The organism is Flavobacterium algicola (assembly GCF_022399565.1).
GTDB classification, from domain to species: domain Bacteria; phylum Bacteroidota; class Bacteroidia; order Flavobacteriales; family Flavobacteriaceae; genus Flavobacterium; species Flavobacterium algicola.
Map to the genome: position 1 here is coordinate 292,602 of NZ_JAJTUT010000002.1, position 23,240 is coordinate 315,841.

The window sequence follows — 23,240 nt, forward strand, 5'->3', positions numbered from 1 at the left end:
CTATCTTAATTAGCTAAGGTGACTGCTGTCTTTGCTATTTAAGAATATGTTAAATCTATCGTTTTAAACTGAAGTGTCCTTTTGATTCTCTACCATCTTCTAGTTGAATAGTATACCAATAATCATCAGATGGGAGTGGCTGATTATTGAATGTACCGTCCCAGCCTTTCTCTAATGGGTTTAATTTGTTAAGTAACTTACCATATCGGTCGTAGATGTAAATTATTGTATTTGAATTTGAAGTGCTGCTGATACCTTGAATATTCCAATAATCATTAAATCCATCACTATTAGGTGTGAAAAATTTAGGTACACCAACAACTGATATTGTTTGACTGATAGTTCCGCATCCATTTACGTCTTTTACATATATTTCGTGTATACCTGCAGCTATATTTGTGAATAAATTTGATTCTTGAAAGAAACCTGTTGCATCATCGATACTGTAAATATAATTACCAGCGCCTGTTACATTTACAGTAACTGAGTTGTTATCGGTCAAATCAATTATATCTACAGTAGAAATTTTAGCGATATTAGATGAAGTGACCGATATGGTGCTGGTTCTTGAACATCCAGTAGCTTTAGTACTTACTGTAACAGTGTAAGCACCTTCTTTATTTACATTTAGTATAGGCTGAGTTTCTGATGAGATTAGCATTCCATCTTTGGTCCATATATAATCGTAATTTGCTGTAGGAGATCCGTCAGCTATTCCAGCATCTAACTGAATATAAAAAGTGGGCAAATTTGAACACACAGCCCAATTTTCTGATTGGTCTTGGTTGGTTTTTATGTTTGGCTTTGGATTTACCTGTAATTTAATAAAAGCTCCCAAACCGTAGCATGAATTATCAATTGTATTTTCTACACGAACCCAAATATCTTGAGAACTTGGAGAGGAAGTATTTCTGTAGCTAGTAGTGTTTGTAATTTCATTAGCTTCAATAAGTGCGTCTAATTTATTACTGTAATATTTTACAGCATATTGCGCGCTAGAAGCTCCCAAGAATTTTTTTAAGTCAGTCGAAAATGTACTGAAGTCAAAAGCTGAAATTCCATCATAATCGTTTTGCGTTGTATCAATAAAGTCATCGCACGTCTCAAATGTTTTAGTAAAGGTTGCTGGAATTTGAGTAGATGAAACAATTAGATTAATTTTTGATATACTATAGCATCCATTTGTATTTTCTATTCGAGACCAAATGGTTCTGGAACTACTGGTATAATTTAAAGGAGTTGTAATTTTATCTAAAGTGTTTTTAGTGTCGGCACCCATTAGCGTAGTGAAATATTCAAAACTTTCGACAGCACTAGTAGCAGAAATAACTGTGTTTTTTTCTGTTAGGTTAAAAGTACTAATTCCATCAAGATCATCATCGCATTGAACTATTGTGATATCTGATACAACTGGTAATGTGTTAATTTTTAAAGTCGTTTCTGCGGATAACATACCACAGCTATTTCCAGTTCGATTAATAAAAACTCGATATTTGTATCCATTCATTATTATTGGTACATTGATTATAGTAAGTTGGCTAGTGGTAGTCCCATCATATCTTATATCATTGCTAATTACATTCCAGTTTATACCATCAATAGATACTTGCCATTCGTAACGTTCGCCATTAGCGCTTGTCTCAATTAATACATTTTGTAAAGAACAAGTAGAAGTAGCCATAGGTTGGGTAGTAATAATAATAGGTGATGCAATTAAATAATTACTATTTGGTGCAGTATAGGCGTCTGTTGTACTAGTTACCAGTCCTTTATTATTGACCATAGGAGGATTGGTTATGCCAAATATTCCATTTACATTAATATAGCCCGCTTCTACGACATCTAAACACAAGTCGCCATCACTGTCTAGATCGCGATAATTTTTTATACCATCATTATCTGTGTCAATTGCTTTTTCAATAGAATCTAATATTCCGTCATTATCACTATCCAAATCTAGGTAGTCAGGTATGCCATCCATATCGGTATCTACTGGCGTTAAGCCAAGTAAGAAAGCATTATCAATTCCATCATTATTAGTATCAGAATTAGTCAATTCTATTCCTGCATCTACTTGCGATTCAATAAAATCGGGAATACCATCGTTGTCGCTATCGGTATCAATTTGATCTGCAACTCCATCACCATCTGAATCTTTGGGTATACAGGTAGCAACAAGTTTAAAAGTAGATTTATTATTGCTTGTTTCGGATAAATTTTTGTGGGTAAAAGTGAAACTATTAGTGAGATACGAAGAAAATCTAAAATCGCCTGTGCCCGCGGCTAGAGGAATTATGTTATTTAAGCGGAACCTTATTTCGAATGAGGAATATTGTGTTACTCCGCTTTCATAAATTCCATCATAATTGGTATCTATGAGCAATTGATTCGATGGATTGTAAACGGTAACTGTTTTATCTGTGTCGGAATTCACGATATATTCTGCATTTCCATTTAACAAATCAGTGATGTTAGCAGTATCTACATATTCTAAAACAATTGAAATTGGTCGTGTAAAATTCAGCTTTTGCGTGATATAGCTATCTGTGCCTGCCGCGATTTCTGTTGTAAAACTTCCATCTGTAATGCCCAAAAGTGTGTTTGTGCTTGATAGGGCAGTTTTTGTAGTTGTAATGTTAAAAGTGTTAGAATATTCGTTTAAAGCTACAGTTCTAGCGCTACCACTCGATAAGTCGATGGGCATATTTCCGTAAGATTCTGTGCAATTTAGCAATCCATCATTATCATTATCCAAGTCAATGTTATCATTTACACTATCGTTATCTTGATCAGTAGGGCACTCGCTAACTGGAATTAAATCTGAATATAAAGGTACCGAGCTGGGACAATCCGAGATGCTGCCTCTCACATTGTAGTATCCTGGTGTAAGTGGCGTGTATTCTGAGGTAGTTGCACCTAAAATCATATTTCCATTATAATACCACTGAAAGGAATCGTAGGACGATATTGTATTTACACTCAATTTTACATTTGGTATGCATGATGAGTTTGAAGTGGTTATTTTATTGAAAATAATTTCAGGTTTAGTGTCAAATCCAGAGTAATAGCCTCCATAAGTAGCTGCTGAGTTGGTACCAAAGTAGGATACGTAAACCTGCTTCGTAGACTTAATAGCAATATCTCCTGTAAGATTTGAAATAGTATATCTTTCAAATCCAGGATTACCAATAATTGCTGCAGGACTTGAATTTATAGCAGCATTATTTATAGTAACTGTAGCACCTGTCTCGGTTACGATATTTAAGGTTCCTGAGTATTCTGTTTTTCCTATTAACTGTACTGCGGGTATATTATCAACAACTCTAGGAGTAGTACAATTTATCGGTGGTACAAAAAATAAATTTTGATTGGCAGAATTTGTTGTCCCACCAATACTTTGATACGCAAATACCGCTTCTGAAGTTTTAACGTATAAATTACCGTTTATGAAAGAGCTACCATCGATATCTGCATACTCGCCTGCATTTAAGGTTGCAAATGGTGTAGTACTATCATTAATATACACAGTTGTATTATTTACTTGAGCAATTAATTGAATACGCTCTAGGTCATTTGTTCCCGATCCTCTTACAAAAATATATTCCTTTCCTGTTTTTTCGTAAGATACGATTTGGTCAAATCCAATATCACGCCCGCCACCTGTAGATATGCCATTAGATCCCGCAAACGAACCAGAATTAACAGCCACTGGTTTATCTGATTGAATTAATGCCCCAATCATCTTTGCACTGTTTGAATTGGTAGTCTTACTATTTTCAAAAGCTAACACATAACTCTCATTCTTATTTAAAATAACTGTTATTGGGCCAGTAATAATGGTCCCATCGGTCATTTTAGTGCCTGATGCAATATTTGAAATAGTAACCACCGTATTGTTCTCAGTTGCCAGAATGGAGCCAAAGTTTAATAAGGTTGCATCCGTATTTTCAGAATTAATCATTGCTCCAAGTCTAAAGGTCTTACCCAAAGCACTATTTCCTTTAGAGACAATTCCTCCAGCATGATTAAAACCATTCTCTTTGTTTAAAGAAGAATTTATTCTCATGCTCACATAAACTTGATTTTCTGCGTCAATGATGTATCCTTTATTGGATAGTTTCCCGATGGAAGTTTTGGGTGTCATCATTTGAGTAGAACTTCCTATTCCAATATTATAAATGAATGGAGTTGAGTTGTTAACTACTCCTTCAATGACAGCTCCTCCAATTTCCATTATTTTAAAATTTACATTGTTGGTACTAGGGGTAGAGATATAAAAGTAGTGATCTACAGCTAAATTATAATTACATGTAATAGGGGGTATGTAATGAGTTTTGCTAAACTGCGCAAAACTGGAGTGCATCAGTAAGATAAGTAGTGCTAGTAAAGTTTTTTTCATCTGTTAAAAATAAGAATATTTTTCATTTAAAATATTAAATTTTAGAAGATTACATAAAAACGATATGTTTGTAACTGAAATGATAAAAATCATTGTTTGGCAATATTGGGATTTTAATAAATTAAACATTAACTTATACACATAAATTAATTTAAATTTGCATCAAAGCATAACATCATGAGTAACTCTACTGTTCAGTTCAAAAAACCTTCCTACCCAATAAATGAATTTTTATTTGAATATTTAGATAGATATGACCGCATATCACCAGTTTCTGTATGTTATGATGATTTATTGAGATTTTCAGGATCTATAGTTGTTTACGATAAAAACGATCATGACACTTTATGGGTAAGGGTGTATTATAATGAGTTTGAGCGTAATGAAATTGATCTTAATTTAAAGAAGATCTACTCACTATTACACTCTGACGGAAATCTAGAAATTATAAAGTTTCTTAATATTGACGCCATTGATTACTGCACATTTGGAAATTCTAAACCTTTTCGAGTTAAGGTAAGAAACATCCTAAATGATAATTATGTACATTTCTATATTAAAAAAGCAGATGCTTCTCGTTTATATGGACTCGAATTGGAAGATATTCTATCGCCCGATAAAATCAATTTTTTAGTTTATGAAGATACTTTAATTGAGGAACATATCATTGGTATACCAGGAGATGTTTTTATGGAAACATTATTGAAAAAATGTACCGAAACTGAGAAGGCACAAATAGCTAAAGAGTTTGTAAAATTTAATGAACGTTGCATGATTCGACTTTTGGGTGATATGCGAGCCTATAATTATGTAGTTTTACCTATTCATGATTTTGACCAGGTGGTATATCGTATTAGACCAATAGATTTTGATCAGCAATGTTATGAAGGTAATTTTAAAATCTATAGGCCTCAATTTTTTAAAGAAAACGCACCAATGGTTCAATTAGTTAAGGCAAAGTTGCAAGATTCCTCTATCGAGCAATATAAAGACGAAGAACGTGCTGCTTTATCAAAAAGACTGCATTCAGCTCGCAAGCGCGTAGGACGATTATTGCATATTATGTGCAATGATTTTTTAGCTCCAGATGCACATACCAACAAATTAAAATTAGAACTGTTTCGTTACACAAATGATTTAAATTTTAAAAATGCTAGCTCTATGGGAGAAGTATTGGAAGCCGCTTTTGGATTTATTTCTAGAAATTATAAAAACACAAATATGTTTAGACCGGGATTTTAAATTTCGAAAAGGTAAAAAACATATTAATATTAAACTGAATTAAATAGTTGCATAAATAATGAAAAAATATTTTAATGTAATCGTAATATTTTCTGTTCTCGCATGTCAACAGAAGTCAAGTAAGCTAGAAGATCTTTATGACTTTCCGAAGTCTCTAAAGGAAGTTTCTGGAATTATTTCTATACAAGATTCAGATTTATTAGCGTGCGTTGAGGATAGCGGAAATAAAAATGAAATCTATTTATTAAATCCAAAAGGTAAAGTAGAGAGAACGATCGAAATAAAAGGAGTTGATAACAATGACTGGGAAGATATTACAAAAGATACAGATGGAAATTTGTACATAGGAGACTTTGGTAATAACGATAATGATCGAAAAGATCTAGCAATTTATAAAGTAGAAAAGGTTGATTTATTAAATTCGAAAGTGGAGCCTTCCTCTATAATCAAATTTTCCTATCCAGAACAAAAGGATTTTCCACCCAAGAAAAAAGAACTTTTGTATGATGTTGAAGGGTTCCTATCATTTAAGGATAATTTTTACCTCTTTACCAAAAATCGCTCCTCAAATTTTGATGGGACTGCTTATGTATATAAAGTTAGTAATCACTCTGGCAACCAAAAAGCAGAAAAAGTTGGCGAATTCATAACTGGATCCAATTATAGAAATTATGCTATAACGAGTGTAGCAATTAGCCCAAATCAGCAAAAAATCGCAATTTTAACGCATAGTAAAATTATTGTTTTTGAAAATTTTAAAGGTGATGATTTTCTTTCAGGAAAGAGAACTGAAATCGATTTGCAGCACTCTTCCCAAAAAGAATCTATTTGCTTTATTGATAATGAAACAGTTTACATTGCTGACGAAAAAGTCAAGCACGTAGGTGGTAAATTATACCAGTTTAAAATGCAAAACCTAAGCCAAAACTAACCCTAGCTTCTTCATCTCTACTTTTAAAATAAGTTAACCTAGCGGTTAGCGTGTCAATACCGTTAAGCCATAGTCCAGCTCCTATGGCTTGATGCCATTTTGAGCTGTCTTCACCATCTAACCATACACGCCCGTAATCAAAACCAGCTAGAACACCGTAGCTCATAGGGACAATACTTTCCTTGATATTTCCTATATTATATCGTAAATCGCTGCTTTGGTAGAATGAGCTTTTTCCTAAGAAGCGTTCGTTTCTAAATCCTCGTAAATTAGTATCACCACCTAGAACGGCTCCCTGATAAAACTCATAATTATTATTTAGTATTGCTTTACCCTTAACAACTGCCGCTATAACCCATTTACCATAAGGATCAATCTTATGATTAAAATTCAGTTTTGATTCAATTGTAGGGAAGTTTTTTTCAGTTTCATTTAAGTTCATTTTCCAAGATCCAATAAGTGAAAATCCCATTCCCAAAGTAGGGAAGGAGGGCGTGTCGTAATTTTCAAAATGATAACCTATCATGACACCTGCAAACTGCTGACTTTCAAAAACTAATGGATTCACAATATTCGGACTTGCTATAAATCGACCTGTAGTTTGAGATACTTCAACACTTTCAAATGATGTCTGTAACTGCAAACGACTACCAAAATCTCCAATCTTTTCAAATTGAGGCGCTACTTTAATATTTCTAATCTTCACTCGATTGAAATTTTTCCCACTAAGATCATCTGTGTTTATTGTCTCGTTTCCATATCCAAAGAAATTAATTGCAAAATTTGGACTGGTAAAACGAGTCTCCAAATTGAAATCCCATTTGTTAGATATTTTTGGAGCCTTAAAAGTGTACATTAATTCAAATCCACTAGTTGCAAAATAGTAGTTAGCCTTTAAAATATGTTTTCTAGAATACGGATTCTGTTTAAAATTATTAACAGTATAGTTTGCTATAATTCCCAATTTCACACCATCATCAGGGTTATAGCCAATAGTTGGCAAGCCAGAAAAAGCATTGTATTTAGGTAAAGTATAATTATAGGTATTCACGGTATAGTCATCCGTTAATTGCTGCTTGGTTAATTTATCGGTATCAAATGAGTTGTTTTTAGATTTAAAGTCAATTATACGAATACCAGCTCCATTTTCGACTGCATAGTTATCGTGATTGGCTCCACCCAATAGTATTGTTCTGATACTTGACTTTGCTTTTCCTTTTACCTCAAAGACATCATCATCATCCAAGCCATATATCCATAAATGTTTGGTTCTTTTTCCAGAAATAGTTTTAACATATTGTAATTCAGTACCCTCTTTTTTAATTCGGTTAACCGTAACCTTTATGATGTCTCCTGCTTTTTTCTCAATTATAAATTGCTCTTTCTTATTTGTACCAACAATTAAAATTCTTTTTTCTAATGTCTTAGCATAGCTAACAGCATATTTGACTAGTTCTTTTTTTCTAGATTTTAATTTTCCTTGAATTGATGTAACTGTTTGATCTTGCAATACTTTAGGCAGAGAACGAAATGCTTGATCAATATCTTTGTCTGATAAATGCTGCTGAATATAGTTGGCTTGCTCTATCCAGTCATTTGCCGTAGCTGTTTTTAACATAGCTAAATCCAGTGTATATGGTTCTCTATTAAACCATTTTACATTTTTTATCTCATCCTTAAAGGTTTGCATGTGTCGCAAATCTGGAATATTCATTAAGATTGCCAAAAGGGCACCATCGTATTTTGGAAATGCTTGATCACGATCTCGCGGAATAGGTTTGTAAAAAACTTTGTCACCTTCTTTATATTCTCCCCAACGCCATTGGTCGTGGTGTCTGTCCCAGTCACCAATTAACATATCGAGCAATCGTGCTCGTATGTATGCTTTTTCGTCTATATGGTATTTTTCGTCATCGTGTAATTTCTCCAAAACATCTTCTGTGCTAATGATATCCTCTGGTTTATTGAAGCTTGCTAAATCCTTTTGCTCCTCAGAAACGTGCTCTTCGATAAAATACAATTCATCTCCATAATCTGTATTAAATTCCTGTAATGCATTTTGTTTAGGGACATAAAACAATTTTGGATTGGTATGGCTTACACCAATTTTTTCTGCCAAATGCCCAACAGCTAAGGATGTATAAGGGTGGGCACTTGTATAAAAGTCAAGTAAAAAGTCTTCTGCATAAGTATTTTCAAAGGCTTCTTGTACAAATTGGTCTTTAAAAGCCACTGCTTGCAAAAAGCGAGATGCACTTTTCTTTAAAGCACGCATTGCATACTCTTTACCATTTGTATCTACCAATCGTAAGGATTTTGATTGATGTCCTCCACCAGCTCTCGTAGGGGTTAGGCCACCATATAGGGTGTCTAGATTAACTGTTTTAGCATCAATTGGAATGCTATAGTATTGCCTATAATGTTTACCAAAAATAAGACTAAAAGCGGCAGATTTCTTAGTACGATCTTTTGTGTATACAGATGCATTTATTGTGGCTGGAAAGTCATCTTTATATTTTGCAAAAGTGTTATTATGAGCATGTAAAACAGTATGTTGAAAAAGAACTTTGTCCTCGTTATGAAAAGAGACAGATGCTTTACCATTCTTGTAAACGGTAAGAATTGCAAAACCTTTTTTACCATATGAAAAATCGTTTGGAAAAACAGCTTTTGCAGCTTCTTCTTTAGAACCAGCACCGCTTACGATTTGTTTAATATTTTGATAATCTATGTACTGCAAGTTGTGATCGTGTCCCGAAACTACTACCACATTATCCTGCCCTTTGATCAAAGCCTCGATGCGGTTGATGAATTTAGTGTATAGTTTGTTTTGAATGTCTTGCGGACTAACACCAGATGTTGCTCGCACAAGATTTAAAAATGAACCAATAACTGGTAGTGGAACTTTATTTCCTACTGGATAAATTTGTTTTAATAAAGAATATTGTCCACCATGACTACCATTACTCATTAGAGGATGGTGCATGGCCAATACAACTGTCTTTTCTTTATTTTTATTCAATAAGTCTTCCAATTCAACAAAGAAAGCTTCTCTTGTTTTTATATCACAATCATCGTTTATGGTAGGAGAATTGTTCCAATCTTCTAGATACCATTCACTATCAATGGTAACCAATAATACATTATCATTAATCTCAACATCATCTATTGCACAACCTTTTCTTGGAGAAAAACCTTTTTTATCATTTAAAAACTCTTGAACTAAATCTTCTTGTTTTTTTAAGCCTTCAATACCACTGTACCAATCGTGATTTCCCGGTATAAAGATGGTTTGGCCTTTGAAACTTTTGGTGATTTCAAGTTGATTAAGCAACTTTTGTTCTGCAGATTCATAATTGGGATCTGATTTTTTACTCGGAATTCCTTTTGGGTAAACATTATCACCCAAAAATAATAGGGTTGAATTTTTGTCTGCCACTTTAAGTTTTTCCGTCAGTGCGTTTAAAATTGATTTGGAAACTTCTTCTGTAGTATTCCCAGCGTCACCAATTAAATAAAAGGTATGAGCAATATTAGTACTGTCTTTGTCGTTAAGTGAGCTCGAACTATCTACATTAGAACCATATTGTTCTTTCTTAGTAGCACAGCCACTTAAAAGAGCTAATATAAAAGTTAAAATCAAAGGTTTTATCAAAAACAATTTCATATTTTAGTCGTATAATTTTTATTATTATGAACCTCCTTCAGCAAGCAGAAGCTTTTGTATCAGAATTACTCAAAGATAAACTTTCTAAATCATTTACCTACCATAATCTAGGACATACTAAAGATGTGGTTGCAGGTGTAACATCTATTGTAACGCTAGAGGCTATTAGTGATTCGGATAAAGAAGCGCTACTGATCGCTGCTTGGTTTCATGATACAGGTTACACCAAAGGATGTCATAAGCATGAAGCTTCAAGTGTTGTAATTGCTACTGAATTTCTAAAAGACTTACAGCAATCTGAAAGTTTTATTGCTACAGTATGCGGCCTTATCGAAGCTACGGTTTATGATTATCAACCTAGAAATAGATTAGAAGAAATTATACGAGATGCCGATTATTCTCATTTTGGATTTATAAATTACCAAAATATTTGCGAGCAACTGCGCGAGGAGTGGAAAATAACGATTCAAAAAGTTTTTACTGATACCGAATGGGCTACAGAAAACCTTTTGATTATGGAGCACAAGCACCATTATTATACTCAATATGCACTAGAAAATTGGCAACCTGTAAAAGAAAAAAATATTAAATTGATTAGAGAGATGATTGAAAAAGGGGAGGGTATTGATGCTGTGGCGAAGAAAGATAAAAAGAAGAAAAAGAAAAAGCAAAAACCAGATCGTGGTATTGATACATTATTTAGAATTACACTTAGCAATCACACCAGATTAAGTGGCATAGCAGACAGTAAAGCCAATATCTTACTATCAGTAAATGCTATTATTATTTCGATAGCATTATCATCCATTATCCCAAAATTAGATAGTGCCAATAATGCACATTTAATACTACCGACCTTTACTTTATTAATGTTTAGCGTGGTATCTATAATTTTTGCTATTTTGTCAACTAGACCAAAAGTGACAACAGGAACTTTTACACGCGAAGATATTGAAGCACAAAAAGTAAATTTATTGTTTTTTGGAAATTTCTATAAAATGCCTCTTGACGAATACCAATGGGCGGTAAATGAATTGATGAAGGATCGTGATTACCTTTATAATTCAATGATTAAAGATTTATATTTCTTAGGAATTGTTTTGGAAAAAAAATACAGACTTCTTAGAATCACTTATAATATCTTTATGATCGGAATCATAATTTCGGTTATTGCTTTTGTTTTTGCTTTTAACTCTGTTTTAGTTTAATTCATTTAATAATTCTTGATACGTATAATCAGTTTTACTTTCAATGTCGCTATTGATGACTTTGATGCGTAGTGCCTTAAGGCCTGCAACACCCTGTAATTCTTCTACGTCGAATTTTTCAATTTCAGGTTCGATAATTTTCTTAAACTGTAGGTACTGAATGTATTTTAAATATTCAGTTTCCTCACTTTTATGAGAATAAACGATTGTAATTTTTTCTTTCTGTGTAATACGCTCCATTGTTCCTTTAATATTCGCCTTGTCAATTCTCTTTTTAACAACCTCGTAGCGCGCATTATAGGTTCCGTCAACATCAAAACGCTTCTCATCCATTCTGAAGCGAATAGACAAAGGCGCACTAAAAACCAGTATTAGGGAAGTAACATCAAGTTCGTAAGGCAATAATGGTTTTAACCGATGATGTTCAAGTTCCATTTTACAAAGCGTTTGCAATTGCCACAGTCGTAAATTATTGAGATACATAATATCAAACGGCAAGTTGGGATTGATACTTTGACCTATATATAAATTATGTTCTACACCATCTGTTTTGAATCGTTCAAAGTAGTGTGGGTAATTATTCTGAGCCTGAACTTGTTCCTTATCCAGTACAGATGCCATTTTTTTATTGATGATTGACATTGCATCATCAAATTTTCTGCGTGCATGGTAGAAAAGTTCTGTTTTTTCATCCAATTCACCAAAATAATTATCGATTAGCAATTGTAGCTCGTCATCGTTTTTCGAATTTGTCAAAATAGGATGGATTTCCTTTTGAATGTAAAGTTGAATTTGCTGTTCGGTATCGGCTTTTAATTCGATCAATAATTCTTTCGAAAATGAATGAAGCTCAAATTTGCGCTGTTCTAATAATTCTAATTTACTATTGGAGGTGAGGTGATCAAGAATTTTAATCAACTGAATGATTTGATTCTTTAAATCTTGTTTTACGGTTTCGTTTCTATGTTGTGAAGAACTTTTAATATCAATTTGACCATAAAGAGGATACACTTCTCTAAATACTATCGCTTTGAAAATATAATCTTTATAAGGCGCTTGTACTTGAAAATATTTCTGTGCTTCTTTTCGAAATTTCCAATAGACGCTAGGATGGATAGATGTATATTCTCGTTGAATAACAGCTTCAATTTGGTTTTGCAAATCACTATTATATCGCTCGATAGTCTCTACAACATAAGGTAATAGTAGATCGAGATTATTTGCATTAATGCTGTTTAGAATTTTTGGTTGAGATGAAACAAGTTCTATAACGCCCAATAATTTATCATTTTTCATGACTGGAGCCAGAATACAACTTTTAATATTTTGACTTGATAGATGATTTGCGAAAGCTGCATTTTTATTTGCAAACTGATCGACATCAGAAATTATAAAAGGTTTTTTTTCGTCAATCAGTTTATTTAAAGTACAACCAAACAAGGCATTTTTGCACAATTCTTCCTCTTCTTTTTCCAAAAGAATATAGCTATTCTTCTCCGTATTACTACTAAAAGGAGGTGTAGAAAATTTATTTTCCTCTTCATTATATAATACAAAACCCAGTCTTAAATCAGGAATTTTAAAAATAGTTCTAAAGATTGTTTGTATAGCATCATCGTTCTTATTTTCTTGAACATCCGATTTAAGTAGACTAGTCTTTAAATTTGAAATAGCACTTTCCACTGAAGCATCAAACAAAGTTACGATTCCAAAACCTTTTAAGATCCAACTGTTAGGTGGAAATTTACTTTTCCATAAAGCGGTGTCTTCATAATTATCCATTAGTAAGTCGATGTCCTCTTTGCTCAATGCAATAGAATTAGGAGTTGGTAAAATCTCCATAAAATCGGCATTGTATAGGATACGATAATGTTTTAAAATTCCATTAACATCAGGGATGTCATAGAATAGAGGTTTATTGTAATCTAATTTTTGATTGTACTGACTATTCAAAATTAAAATGCAGCTCATGATGTACAGTTGGTCGTCACTGTAATCGCGAATATTCATATCAAAAGAAGAGCCTGCATTTTTTAAAATGCTAGTAAACCTATCGGTAAAATTGAAAGTAAGGTTCTGAAAAGGAATGGTAATTGCCTTGATTTCATTTTTTGTTAAGGCGGTAGGGAATAAATCGGCTAACAGATTTTTGATTAATTGCTGATTTTCTTCAATGATTTTAAAATCTAAAATTCCGGTTCTTAATTCAGGTACTTTTTCTATTTCTTTCAATAAAGCTTTTGCATAATTGGAACGGTAATCGACATCTGTTAATGCAATATCTTCTAAAGATGCAATAAGTTTATGGAATGAAATATGGGTGCTAAATGGACTTTCGATAAATGTTGGATGATTCATTTTCTTTGTTCTTTATTGAAAAAGCAATAACCAGATCTAGCTATTGAAGGCGGAATTAAATTTATAGTGCAAAAGTAAAAAAAAAACTCCAATTACATTTGTAACAGGAGTTTTGATTTCGATTATTGATGCTTCTTGTAAGTTATCTTACGATTTTTGCTCTTTGTTGAAGTAAACTAAATAGTAATACATTTGTTTTTCTTCATCCCATCCTTTTTCTACAAATTTCTCTGCACTTTCTGGGTTGATAAAATCCATTTTTATTTGAATGTTAGTATCCAAATTAATGACGTTTTTGATAGATTTACGAGCATCACTTACGGCTGCATTTGCAATAGGGAAAGAAGTAACATCTTCGATGCTATATTTTTCTCCCTTATCAACTTTGTAATTTTTAAATTCAGGTATCAAGTCTGGATTATCAATCACTTCATTTAAAAAGTTGTTCTCGTCAAACTGATCGTTTTTCGCAAAATAATTTACAGATCGGTTCATAAACATTACTTCTTCTTTTTTGTCTTCTGCCGGGAAAACAACGTCTTTGGCAAAACTTTGACAAAATTTCAAATATTTTTTAGTGATGAAGTTTTCATCTTCAAAAGCATCTACTGATAAAAAGTGTTCCAACCAATAACGAGCATCGTAACGGTTACTATCAACAGTTAGGATTTTAAAACCTTCCTCTTTTTTATGATTGAAAATGATACAACCTTTGTCCAATTTATTCAAATTGATACCGTGTTGTAAAATCATTTCTAAGTGTGTTCCTTTTTCTTCAAACTGCAAAAAGTCTGCTTGTAGTTCACTTTTAAAAATTCCAATTGCATCAACTGGAGTATTGTCAATATTCACATTTGTTAAGTAGGTTACATAAACCTCTCCGTTTTTAATGTGAGGATGATTTGACTGCTCAAACAAATGAGAAGTAATTTTTTTTGATGTTTCATGAATGTTAGCCGGGTTATCAAATATTTCGCAAGCCAACTTATACATGTCATTGTAATCTAAATCTACTTCATGTGCAAACTGATAATAATTTTCTTCCTTTTCTCTAAAAGGTTTTAAGAAAAACTCTTTTATAAGAGGTACAATCTCATCCGATAAGTTAAAAGGTTGTTCTGATAAGAAAAGCGCCTCGTTGCGACTTTTGTTTCCTACCCTATGAATAGAAAGAGAGTCAATGTGCGTGTTGAATAAGTTGATCATTTTATTTTAGAGTTTATGAGAGACTGAGTTTCTAAGTTTCTGAGCTACTAATTTCTGACCTTTAATTTTTTAAGGAAGGTAATTAACATTCGTTCTACTTTTCTACTGTCTTCATATAAGTTGTTAAATTCTTTGGTATTTATATAGGATATATCCTTTTCAATTTTCAACTGCATTTGCAATTCAAATAGTGAGCCTACTGCAATACTGGTAAATCTTATAAGTTCATTATTGCTGTCTCTACCTAAGTTTGCGGCAATTCTACTAGGGATGGAAAATTGTGCTTCGTCTTATTTGTGACGTCAATCCAAACAGTCCTTGCCTTTGGGAAAATTTTGTACTAGAATAAATTTTGTAGTCAACCATCGCTTTTTTCCAAACTAATAATTTTCTAAAACTGCTCATCTAAAATAATTTGCAAGTTTTATGCAAACAAATTATAGATAAATAATCGCAGTATAGAAAAACTTAGAAGTTTAGATTCTCAGCAACTTTGATACTTTTTTATAAATTAGTTCCACTGGTCTTCAGTGCCGTAATCCTCAAAGCTATCATCACCTTCAAACATGTCTAGATCATCTTCATCTAGTCCGTCTTCGTAATCATTAGCGTAATCGTCTGCATTGTCAGCTTCAAAATTTTTCTCCATAGCTTCATCTGGCATTTCACCATGAGAAAACAATGTTTCAGGATAATGGGTACCTGCTTCTTGCTCTTCAATAGCTGCTAATTCTACCAAGAACGTCCACATATTTATAAAATCATATACATAAATGATTTTAGTATTTTCGTCGTCAAGAAGGTCAGAAAGCTTATAGTCAGCCATGGTCTTTTGTTCTCCTAGAATATCACCAGTGTCAAAAAGCGGAATTTCATCCTCTTGATTCCATGTTTCATCACAAGTATAGAAAGAAGCGACCTCCATACCATCAAATCCAAATGAATTAAAAATAGCATTGTGTAAATCTTCTAATGTATCATCTTCCAATATTGCAATGTCTCTAAAAATATCTTCTTCTGCATCTAGAATCGCTCTGAATTTGTAAACCATAATCTTTGTTTTAATGAAAGGTCAAAGGTAAAATTATATTTTGGAAAACATTTTGTGAATCGTCTTTTGTTAATAAATTTTACAAATGAACCAAACTGGAATTTTAATTCTTTTGAATAATTTTTTTTCGAAAAGCGTGGTAGTTCCTATGGAATCGATTGTTACTAGGATAACTTCTTTCTTCGGTCATATTATTTACGATTAGAGCGATAAATAACAAAATCAGGCAACCGACTAGAACTGGTGATATCACATACCAATATCCCAAATTTTTGATTTTGTCAGTCCCAATTATTGCAATCAAAGCGGTAGCACCTCCAGGAGGATGTAATGTTTTTGTTATTTGCATTGCAATAATTGATAACGAAACTGCCAATGGTGCTGCTAGCCACAAAGGTTCGGGAACCAGTTGATGGATGGTAACCCCAATTATAGCAGAGATAACATGACCGCCAATAAGGTTACGTGGTTGTGAAAACGGGCTTTGTATAATTCCATATATAAGCACACTTGATGCTCCAAATGAACCTATTAAATAAACAGCATCTGAACCAGAAAATTGATTAGTATGAAAATAAGCGATAGCACCAATTCCTAAAAAAGATCCTATAAATGACCATAACTGTTCTCTAAAGTCAATTAAAGTTTCTTTGTATATGACATATTTGGTCTTACGGTAACTTCTTTTAATTTGTTTAGTAGGCATTTTAAACAGTAGTTTTTGGTGTAATACTATAAACTGTGTGAGGATAAATCATTTTTGCTGTGTATTTGGAAACAAAGCAAACGATGAGAATAGGAACAAAAAGAACATAGTTGTTGGTCAAGCCAAGTGTCAAAAACAAAGCTGTAAAGGGAGCATTTATACTTGCGCTCAAAACAGCGCCCATACCAAGAACCATAAAATTTAACACAATCACATCACTATTAAAAAAGTGGTTCAAACTCATACCTGTGAGCAAACCCAAAAAAGCACCAATAAATAGGCTAGGAGCAAACACACCGCCATCGCCACCAGAGGCCAGTGTAATAGAAGTGACAATAGGTTTAAGAATAAGCAAAGCCACAATAGTCACACCGACTGAAACAGTTAGCAAACCATCGGCCGGATTGTTAATAATGGTTTTTATAGAATGATACCCTTCTCCATATAGCTGAGGAAACAAAATTAAGGACGCACTTAATATTACCGATCCCAAAATGATCTTATAAAAATGGGTATTTATTTTTAGGAATTGCTTTTTTATAAAGAGCACTGTTTTTGTTAAATAAACGGCATTTAAGCCAGCTAATATTCCTAATAATATAAAATAAGGAATGGCTTTAAAGTGCCAAGTACTAATGTTAATATTGAACAAAGGCGGTTCATTAATTACGCGCAATAAAGCATACGCTATAGCGACTGCAATTCCGGTGGTGAGAATAAATGCTTGATTCAGTTTTTTTGAAATCACCTCATAAGCAAAAAGAACTCCTGCTATTGGGCTACCAAATAAGGCGGTAATTCCCGCTGCTATCCCAGCACATATAAGTTCAGTTTTGTATTGTCTAAAGATATTTTTCTTCTGTTGTGCTACAGATCCGATAGTAGCAGTAGCCACTACAGTCGAAATCTCAATACCTGTAGATCCACCAAATATAACGGTTAAAAAACCATTAATAAAGTGAGACGAAATTTTAAAATTTGGAAGGTTTTTAGATTTCGAAGCGGTACTTTCAAAAACTTCAATGATGCCTTTGTTCTGTTTCTTTTTAAAAACGTATTGACGTAAAAAATAAATAAGAGTAAAACCTATAAAAGGAAAAATAAGGTAGAAAAGTACATTAGTGTTAGCTCTTTCAAAAAAAATATCTTCATAATATTCTGTTCCTTTTTTTAATAAAATCCCCAAGAAACAAGAAAGTAAGCCTACTAAAACTGAAACTACTGCTAGTTTTCTAAATATGATATAAGGATGATTCTTTTTGATTTTAGCCACTGTACTCATCAGATAGTAATTTTTTTTGGACTGCAAAGGTACGCATCAAAAAGCGAAATCATCTTTTTTTAACAAATCATGTTAGTTTTCATAAAATTCTAAAGGCAAATCATCAGGATCTGCAAAAAAGAAAAAACGCTTATCTGTATATTCGTCCACACGTATAGTTTCGACAGCAATATTATTTTCAATCAAAAAATTTCTAGTCTTCTCAATCTCATTCACTTCAAATGCCAAATGACGCATTCCGCAACTTTCTGGTCGAGAGGGGCGTATAGGTGGAGAAGGAAAAGAGAAAAGTTCGATAATATAACTGCCATTCAAAGCTAAATCCAGTTTAAATGAGTCACGTTCTTCACGATATATTTCTTGTACAATCGTCAATCCTAGAATTTTGGTATAAAAATGTTTTGACTTTTCATAGTCAGAACAAATAATCGCGATATGATGAACTCTGTTTAATGCTAGCATATTATTCTTGGTTAAGTTTTCGAATCACTTTTGCTGGGTTTCCTACAGCCAATGAGTTTTCTGGAATATCTTTTGTAACAACAGATCCTGCACCTATAACACAACCGTTACCAATTGTTATTCCTGGGCATATTACTGAGTTTCCGCCAATCCAGCAATTGTCGCCTATGGAAATGGGCAAGGCGCTCTCTAGAGATTTTCTTAGCTCAGCTTCTAGTGGGTGTGTCGCTGTATACAACTGCACTCCAGGCGCAAAAAATACATTTGATCCAATAGTTACCGCTGCGCAATCTAGAACTACACAATTTACATTAAAAAAGACATTTTCACCACATTCTATATTATACCCGTAATCGCAGTGGAATGGTGGCTCAATATAAAAGTTGGCACCAGCATTCGGTATCAATTCTTTAATAATCTCTCTTGCTTTCTTGGTTATGCGGTATTCAATGACATTCAATCGGTGCAATAGATTTTTGGCACGGCGGCGGTCTTTAATAAGTGTAGCATCTACCGCTGAGTAATGTTCTCCAGCTATCATTTTTTCTTTTTCAGTCTTCATTTGCTATAAATTATTTCATTGCCAATTTTTTGGGCATGTCCTTCGGCCGGGCTATCCGCTATATCTTTTTTGGGGCAGAAAAAGCCCCAAAAAAGGATGCCGCTTCTATCCCTCATGCAAACCTAAATAACAATTACGTTTTAGTGTAAATATAACCGAAAATTGAATTCCTTACAACTCATCCTTCAAATTCAACAGTTCGGTCACTATTAATTTTCACTACCAGTCTTCTACAATACTTTTGAGATAGAAATAAATAAAATTTCGATAAAAACAATAATCAATCTTAAACCTAGAAAGCATGACTAACTTATGTACTACATTATTACTATTTGTAATTACAATCGTATCAGCTCAAGAGAAAATTTCAAGTTCTCAAGAAAAGTCCGCTCAATTTGAGCAAAGAATGGGAGAAGCCTTCGGATTATGGAAAGCAGATAAAAATACCGAAGCTTCAGATTTATTCGAGAGTATCGCTGCCGCTGAACCGAGTAAATGGTTTCCCAATTATTACGTAGCTTTGGTAAACACAACAACAGCTTTTAGAACAAAAGACAAAGATCAAATTTCGATTTTACTTGGCAAAGCTCAAAAAGCACTAGACGTGGAAATGGATAAAGATCAAAGCAACGCCGAATTATACGTGATGCAAGCCATGATTAACACGGCCTGGATAGTATATGATCCAATGACAAACGGACAAAAATTAGCAGGACCAACAATGGAGTTGTATACTAGAGCGGAGGCAATTGCACCCAATAATCCAAGAGTGCTGCTCTCAAAAGCCGAATTTGAAATTGGAGCAGCAAAGTTTTGGGGACAAGACACGAAACCTATGTGTACTCAAATAGAAAAAGCCATTGCACTTTTTGCTACTTTTAAACCAACAACCCCTTTTTCTCCAAGTTGGGGGTTAGATCGAGCATTAGAAGCGCAAAAGAAATGTAAATAAATAAAAATATGAACCTATATAGATTTTTAAAGGAACTTCCAAGAGCACTTCTTATTTCGTTTTTCATATTTATAGTCTTACTGACTATTCCAGTTTTGAACGGAGGAACAATAACGTTTAATAACAATTTAAAGATCAATTTCTTATATACAATGTTGTATGGCTTGAGTTTGTATTATGTAAATGCTATTTTGTATATGTTTTTGGATACTTTTTTTGAAAAAGACAAATACACGTTAAAAAGAATTTTGGTTGGTTTTTCAAGTTCGCTTGTCGTGACCTTGTTCGTTATTTTTTCATTGCGAATATTTGAAGATGTCCTAATTGAAGGGCGAACTCTTACTACTTTTCTAAACAATGAATCTGTATCTAACTATGTTGTTGCGTTAATCGTTTCGTTCTTTGTTTTACTAGGTATTCATGGTCTGTACTTTTATAAGGCGTACAACGAAAATAAAGTCAAGGAACAGAAAATTATTGCAGGAACGGCCTCGGCCAAATTTGAAAGCTTAAAAAACCAAATAGATCCTCATTTTCTTTTTAATAGTTTGAACGTTTTAAGTTCGCTAATAGAGGAGAATCCCGAAAATGCACAACTATTCACAACTTCATTATCAAAGATTTATCGCTATGTTTTGGAGCAAAAAGACAAAGATTTGGTTTCAGTAGAGGAGGAGTTGGCTTTCGCCAAAACATATATGAACTTACTGAAAATGCGTTTTGAGAACAGTTTGTTTTATGAAGTGCCTACGGTCGTAAGTAATTCCGAGGCCAAAGTGGTACCGTTGTCTTTGCAATTACTATTAGAAAATACGGTAAAGCACAATGTGGTTAGTGAAAAACGTCCTTTGCATATTAGGATTTATATGAAGGATGGTTATTTGATAGTCGAAAATGATTTTCAAAAGAAAGAAGTACTGCAAAGCAGACAAGGTGTTGGATTACAAAACATCATCAATCGGTACCACCTTGTTACTGATAGAAAAGTGCTCATTCAACAAACAGAAAAAGTATTTGCAGTTCAATTGCCCATACTTACAAAACAAATAGCAACTATGAATACAGCAACAGATTATAACGAAAATAAAACATATTACAAGGCAAAAAAAAGAGTAGAAGAGCTTAAAGGTTTTTACGGAAACTTGATAGCGTACTGCTGCATTATTCCGATAATTATATTTGTTAATTTAAAATTTTCACCTCAATTTCACTGGTTTTGGTTTTCTGCTGCAGGTTGGGGTTTTGGATTGACAATGCATGCCTTTAAAGTATTTGGGTATAGTTCTGAATGGGAAGAAAGAAAAATTCAAGAGATTTTAAATAAATCAGATAATAATAAAACATGGAAATAATGATGGAAAATAAATTTGAAGATCAGGAAAGATATGATAGAGCAAAAAAGCAAGTTGAAGAAATAAAAGGTTTTTACGGTAATCTAGTGTCGTATGCTGGTACAATTGTATTACTAATGGTAATTAATTTACTAACATCACCAGGTTATTTGTGGTTTTTATGGCCTATGTTGGGTTGGGGAGTAGGTGTATTAATTCATGCTGTGAAAGTTTTTAATTTGCTGCCCTTTTTTGGTAAAGACTGGGAAGAGAGAAAGCTAAGGAAGTTTATGGAGCAAGAGGAAGTAAAACAAAACAAAAAGTGGAACTACAAACATATTATAAAATGAAAAATTATACTATTGATATTAAAAACAGATCACAATCGTCGGATGAACGCTATAATATAGCATTTAAGCGGGTGAAAAGAATTAAAGGGTTCTACGTTCATATATTAGTTTATGTGCTTGTAAATATATTTCTAATCAGTTCGTCAATCAGTCGTGAAGAATTAGAAGGTGGTTTCAACTTCAATCCTCGCTTATTCTCCACTCCAATTTTTTGGGGAATAGGTTTGGTTGCACATGGTCTTTCGGTTTTTGGACGCAATTTGTTTTTTGGATCGAACTGGGAAGAGAAAAAAATTCAGGAGTTCATGCATAAGGAGGAGGCTACAAAATGGGAGTAATTAAAAATGTGTGATATTCAAAAATAATTCCTGTCTAACTTTAAAAATTTTGAAATTGAAAACAATTATAATTGAAGACGAAAAACCAGCGGCAAGATTGCTACAACGTAAACTTGACAAGCTAGAGTTAAAAGCAACTGTACTGCTACATTCTGTTGAGGAAGCTGTTGAATGGTTCAATGAAAACGAACATCCAGATTTGATATTTTTAGACATACAATTATCAGATGGTTTGTCATTCGAAATATTTGAGAAAGTCGAAATTAAAAGTGCAGTAATTTTTACAACAGCCTTTGACGAATTTGCATTACGAGCTTTTAAATTAAATAGTATCGATTATCTTTTAAAACCAATTGATGAAGATGATCTAGAATTGGCGGTTGCTAAATTTAAAGAACGAGTGCCAAAAAACGAAAAATTGCAGTTGGATTTTCAAGCCATTAAAAAAATGCTCAGTAACCCTTTCGAAAAAGATTTTAAAAAAAGGTTCACTGTCAAGATTGGGCAACATTTAAAAGTGATTGCAATAGAAGAGGTAGAGTGTTTTTTTAGCGAAAATAAAGGCACATACATTCATACTTATGATAATCGAAATTATCTAATTGAGTCAACTCTTGAAATTCTGGAACAAGAATTAGATCCTGAAAAATTTTTTAGAATCAGTCGAAAATTTATTATTCCAATTTCTGCAATTAAAGAGATTGAAATACATACCAATTCGAGGTTAAAAATTGTGCTTCCAACTTTTGTGGATGATCAAGTTATCGTATCTCGAGAAAAAGTATTATCCTTCAAGAACTGGATTAAATAATGTTGTTAAAGCAGTGATTATTTAAGCTCTCTCATTCACGTTAAATTAATCTGAAAAAATGTCTGAAATCAATTTAAATTCAGACATTTTTTTTCATGTTATGCGACTTTTTTATAAGTAGAAATCCAATGAAATAAATAATGCTTTTCTTATCGAAAAGTGAGTATTTTTTCAAATTCAAAAACCAACTTATGCAAACTCTATTGCGGAAAAAATTTTTACTACTATTTTACATAAAACGTGAGATGGAAAACAGCATTCACTATCAATAGGAAATTTTAAATAGGCGACTTTTGATTTGCTCTTTAAAATCGATTTAGTCAAAATGAAGAAGGAGGAGATGAAATTTCCCAGGCAAATATTAGCAGTCTATGTGTGAAAAAT

The 23,240-nt window shown here is 33.0% G+C and carries 18 protein-coding genes; 8 read left to right on the forward strand and 10 right to left on the reverse strand.

The features are described 5' to 3' along the window. Positions 1 to 55: 55 nt before the first annotated feature. Positions 56 to 4,399, reverse strand: coding sequence for a T9SS type B sorting domain-containing protein (locus LXH21_RS08005; protein WP_239864411.1), 4,344 nt, complete (start codon positions 4,397 to 4,399; stop codon positions 56 to 58). Positions 4,400 to 4,576: 177 nt separating this feature from the next. Here LXH21_RS08005 and LXH21_RS08010 point away from each other — a divergent pair, with 177 nt between their 5' ends. Together LXH21_RS08010 and LXH21_RS08015 are read left to right on the forward strand one after the other, a co-directional pair. Next, positions 4,577 to 5,641, forward strand: a complete 1,065-nt coding sequence (locus tag LXH21_RS08010; RefSeq protein WP_239864413.1) for a hypothetical protein — start codon at positions 4,577 to 4,579, stop codon at positions 5,639 to 5,641. Positions 5,642 to 5,699: 58 nt separating this feature from the next. After that, positions 5,700 to 6,572 (forward strand): hypothetical protein, encoded by an 873-nt coding sequence (locus tag LXH21_RS08015; RefSeq protein WP_239864415.1) that lies wholly within the window; start codon positions 5,700 to 5,702, stop codon positions 6,570 to 6,572. Here LXH21_RS08015 and LXH21_RS08020 read toward each other — a convergent pair. Then, the gene (locus tag LXH21_RS08020; protein ID WP_239864417.1) at positions 6,544 to 10,239 is read right to left on the reverse strand and encodes a metallophosphoesterase; all 3,696 of its coding nucleotides are present in this window, start codon (positions 10,237 to 10,239) and stop codon (positions 6,544 to 6,546) included. The two genes, LXH21_RS08015 and LXH21_RS08020, sit on opposite strands and share 29 nt — an antisense overlap. Positions 10,240 to 10,265: 26 nt before the next feature. On the opposite strand from LXH21_RS08020, the gene LXH21_RS08025 reads away from it, so the two are divergent. Continuing rightward, positions 10,266 to 11,447 carry a Pycsar system effector family protein gene (locus LXH21_RS08025; protein WP_239864419.1) on the forward strand — a complete coding sequence of 394 codons (1,182 nt, stop codon included), beginning with the start codon at positions 10,266 to 10,268 and terminating at the stop codon, positions 11,445 to 11,447. Here the strand turns inward: LXH21_RS08025 and LXH21_RS08030 are convergent. From LXH21_RS08030 to LXH21_RS08065, 8 genes are all read right to left on the reverse strand, one after another. Next, entirely contained in the window at positions 11,439 to 13,805 is a 2,367-nt protein-coding gene (locus LXH21_RS08030; RefSeq protein ID WP_239864421.1) for a GAF domain-containing protein, read from the reverse strand. The two genes, LXH21_RS08025 and LXH21_RS08030, sit on opposite strands and share 9 nt — an antisense overlap. A 147-nt stretch (positions 13,806 to 13,952) precedes the next feature. Beyond that, complete coding sequence (locus LXH21_RS08035; protein ID WP_239864429.1) at positions 13,953 to 15,011, reverse strand: nucleoid-associated protein; 1,059 nt, start codon at positions 15,009 to 15,011, stop codon at positions 13,953 to 13,955. Between the two features lie 47 nt (positions 15,012 to 15,058). Further along, positions 15,059 to 15,283, reverse strand: a complete 225-nt coding sequence (locus LXH21_RS08040; RefSeq protein WP_317208795.1) for a four helix bundle protein — start codon at positions 15,281 to 15,283, stop codon at positions 15,059 to 15,061. Between the two features lie 239 nt (positions 15,284 to 15,522). After that, positions 15,523 to 16,062: a plasmid pRiA4b ORF-3 family protein gene (locus tag LXH21_RS08045; protein ID WP_239864431.1), complete on the reverse strand. Its 540-nt coding sequence runs from the start codon at positions 16,060 to 16,062 to the stop codon at positions 15,523 to 15,525. A gap of 103 nt (positions 16,063 to 16,165) precedes the next feature. Continuing rightward, positions 16,166 to 16,768 (reverse strand): HPP family protein, encoded by a 603-nt coding sequence (locus tag LXH21_RS08050; RefSeq protein ID WP_239864433.1) that lies wholly within the window; start codon positions 16,766 to 16,768, stop codon positions 16,166 to 16,168. 1 nt (position 16,769) lies between these two features. Then, a complete protein-coding gene (locus LXH21_RS08055; protein ID WP_239864435.1) occupies positions 16,770 to 18,050 on the reverse strand; it encodes a chloride channel protein in 1,281 nt (426 codons plus the stop codon). 72 nt (positions 18,051 to 18,122) lie between these two features. Continuing rightward, the gene (gloA2, locus tag LXH21_RS08060) at positions 18,123 to 18,512 is read right to left on the reverse strand and encodes an SMU1112c/YaeR family gloxylase I-like metalloprotein (RefSeq protein WP_239864437.1); all 390 of its coding nucleotides are present in this window, start codon (positions 18,510 to 18,512) and stop codon (positions 18,123 to 18,125) included. A 1-nt stretch (position 18,513) separates the two neighbouring features. Next, the gene (locus tag LXH21_RS08065; RefSeq protein WP_239864439.1) at positions 18,514 to 19,074 is read right to left on the reverse strand and encodes a sugar O-acetyltransferase; all 561 of its coding nucleotides are present in this window, start codon (positions 19,072 to 19,074) and stop codon (positions 18,514 to 18,516) included. A 301-nt stretch (positions 19,075 to 19,375) separates the two neighbouring features. Between LXH21_RS08065 and LXH21_RS08070 the strand changes: the two genes are divergently transcribed. From LXH21_RS08070 to LXH21_RS08090, 5 genes are read left to right on the forward strand one after another with little or no spacing between them, the layout of a single operon-like run. Beyond that, the gene (locus LXH21_RS08070) at positions 19,376 to 20,026 is read left to right on the forward strand and encodes a hypothetical protein (RefSeq protein WP_239864441.1); all 651 of its coding nucleotides are present in this window, start codon (positions 19,376 to 19,378) and stop codon (positions 20,024 to 20,026) included. A gap of 8 nt (positions 20,027 to 20,034) precedes the next feature. After that, complete coding sequence (locus tag LXH21_RS08075) at positions 20,035 to 21,378, forward strand: histidine kinase (protein WP_239864443.1); 1,344 nt, start codon at positions 20,035 to 20,037, stop codon at positions 21,376 to 21,378. Then, positions 21,378 to 21,707: a 2TM domain-containing protein gene (locus LXH21_RS08080; protein WP_317208788.1), complete on the forward strand. Its 330-nt coding sequence runs from the start codon at positions 21,378 to 21,380 to the stop codon at positions 21,705 to 21,707. Before LXH21_RS08075 ends, LXH21_RS08080 begins: the two co-directional genes overlap by 1 nt. Further along, on the forward strand, positions 21,704 to 22,045 hold the full coding sequence (locus LXH21_RS08085; protein WP_239864445.1) for a 2TM domain-containing protein: 342 nt from the start codon (positions 21,704 to 21,706) through the stop codon (positions 22,043 to 22,045). The genes LXH21_RS08080 and LXH21_RS08085 overlap by 4 nt, the downstream gene beginning before the upstream one ends. Positions 22,046 to 22,100: 55 nt before the next feature. Then, the gene (locus LXH21_RS08090; RefSeq protein ID WP_239864454.1) at positions 22,101 to 22,856 is read left to right on the forward strand and encodes a LytR/AlgR family response regulator transcription factor; all 756 of its coding nucleotides are present in this window, start codon (positions 22,101 to 22,103) and stop codon (positions 22,854 to 22,856) included. Positions 22,857 to 23,240 lie beyond the last annotated feature (384 nt).

Coding starts and splice junctions, on each gene's coding strand:
- LXH21_RS08070 (WP_239864441.1), top strand. CDS start 19,376: ATGACTAACTTATGTACTACATTATTACTATTTGTAATTACAATCGTA.
- LXH21_RS08050 (WP_239864433.1), bottom strand. CDS start 16,768: ATGCCTACTAAACAAATTAAAAGAAGTTACCGTAAGACCAAATATGTC.
- gloA2 (WP_239864437.1), bottom strand. CDS start 18,512: ATGCTAGCATTAAACAGAGTTCATCATATCGCGATTATTTGTTCTGAC.
- LXH21_RS08055 (WP_239864435.1), bottom strand. CDS start 18,050: ATGAGTACAGTGGCTAAAATCAAAAAGAATCATCCTTATATCATATTT.
- LXH21_RS08085 (WP_239864445.1), top strand. CDS start 21,704: ATGAAAAATTATACTATTGATATTAAAAACAGATCACAATCGTCGGAT.
- LXH21_RS08025 (WP_239864419.1), top strand. CDS start 10,266: ATGAACCTCCTTCAGCAAGCAGAAGCTTTTGTATCAGAATTACTCAAA.
- LXH21_RS08035 (WP_239864429.1), bottom strand. CDS start 15,011: ATGATCAACTTATTCAACACGCACATTGACTCTCTTTCTATTCATAGG.
- LXH21_RS08010 (WP_239864413.1), top strand. CDS start 4,577: ATGAGTAACTCTACTGTTCAGTTCAAAAAACCTTCCTACCCAATAAAT.
- LXH21_RS08080 (WP_317208788.1), top strand. CDS start 21,378: ATGATGGAAAATAAATTTGAAGATCAGGAAAGATATGATAGAGCAAAA.
- LXH21_RS08030 (WP_239864421.1), bottom strand. CDS start 13,805: ATGAATCATCCAACATTTATCGAAAGTCCATTTAGCACCCATATTTCA.
- LXH21_RS08015 (WP_239864415.1), top strand. CDS start 5,700: ATGAAAAAATATTTTAATGTAATCGTAATATTTTCTGTTCTCGCATGT.
- LXH21_RS08075 (WP_239864443.1), top strand. CDS start 20,035: ATGAACCTATATAGATTTTTAAAGGAACTTCCAAGAGCACTTCTTATT.
- LXH21_RS08020 (WP_239864417.1), bottom strand. CDS start 10,239: ATGAAATTGTTTTTGATAAAACCTTTGATTTTAACTTTTATATTAGCT.
- LXH21_RS08065 (WP_239864439.1), bottom strand. CDS start 19,074: ATGAAGACTGAAAAAGAAAAAATGATAGCTGGAGAACATTACTCAGCG.
- LXH21_RS08045 (WP_239864431.1), bottom strand. CDS start 16,062: ATGGTTTACAAATTCAGAGCGATTCTAGATGCAGAAGAAGATATTTTT.
- LXH21_RS08005 (WP_239864411.1), bottom strand. CDS start 4,399: ATGAAAAAAACTTTACTAGCACTACTTATCTTACTGATGCACTCCAGT.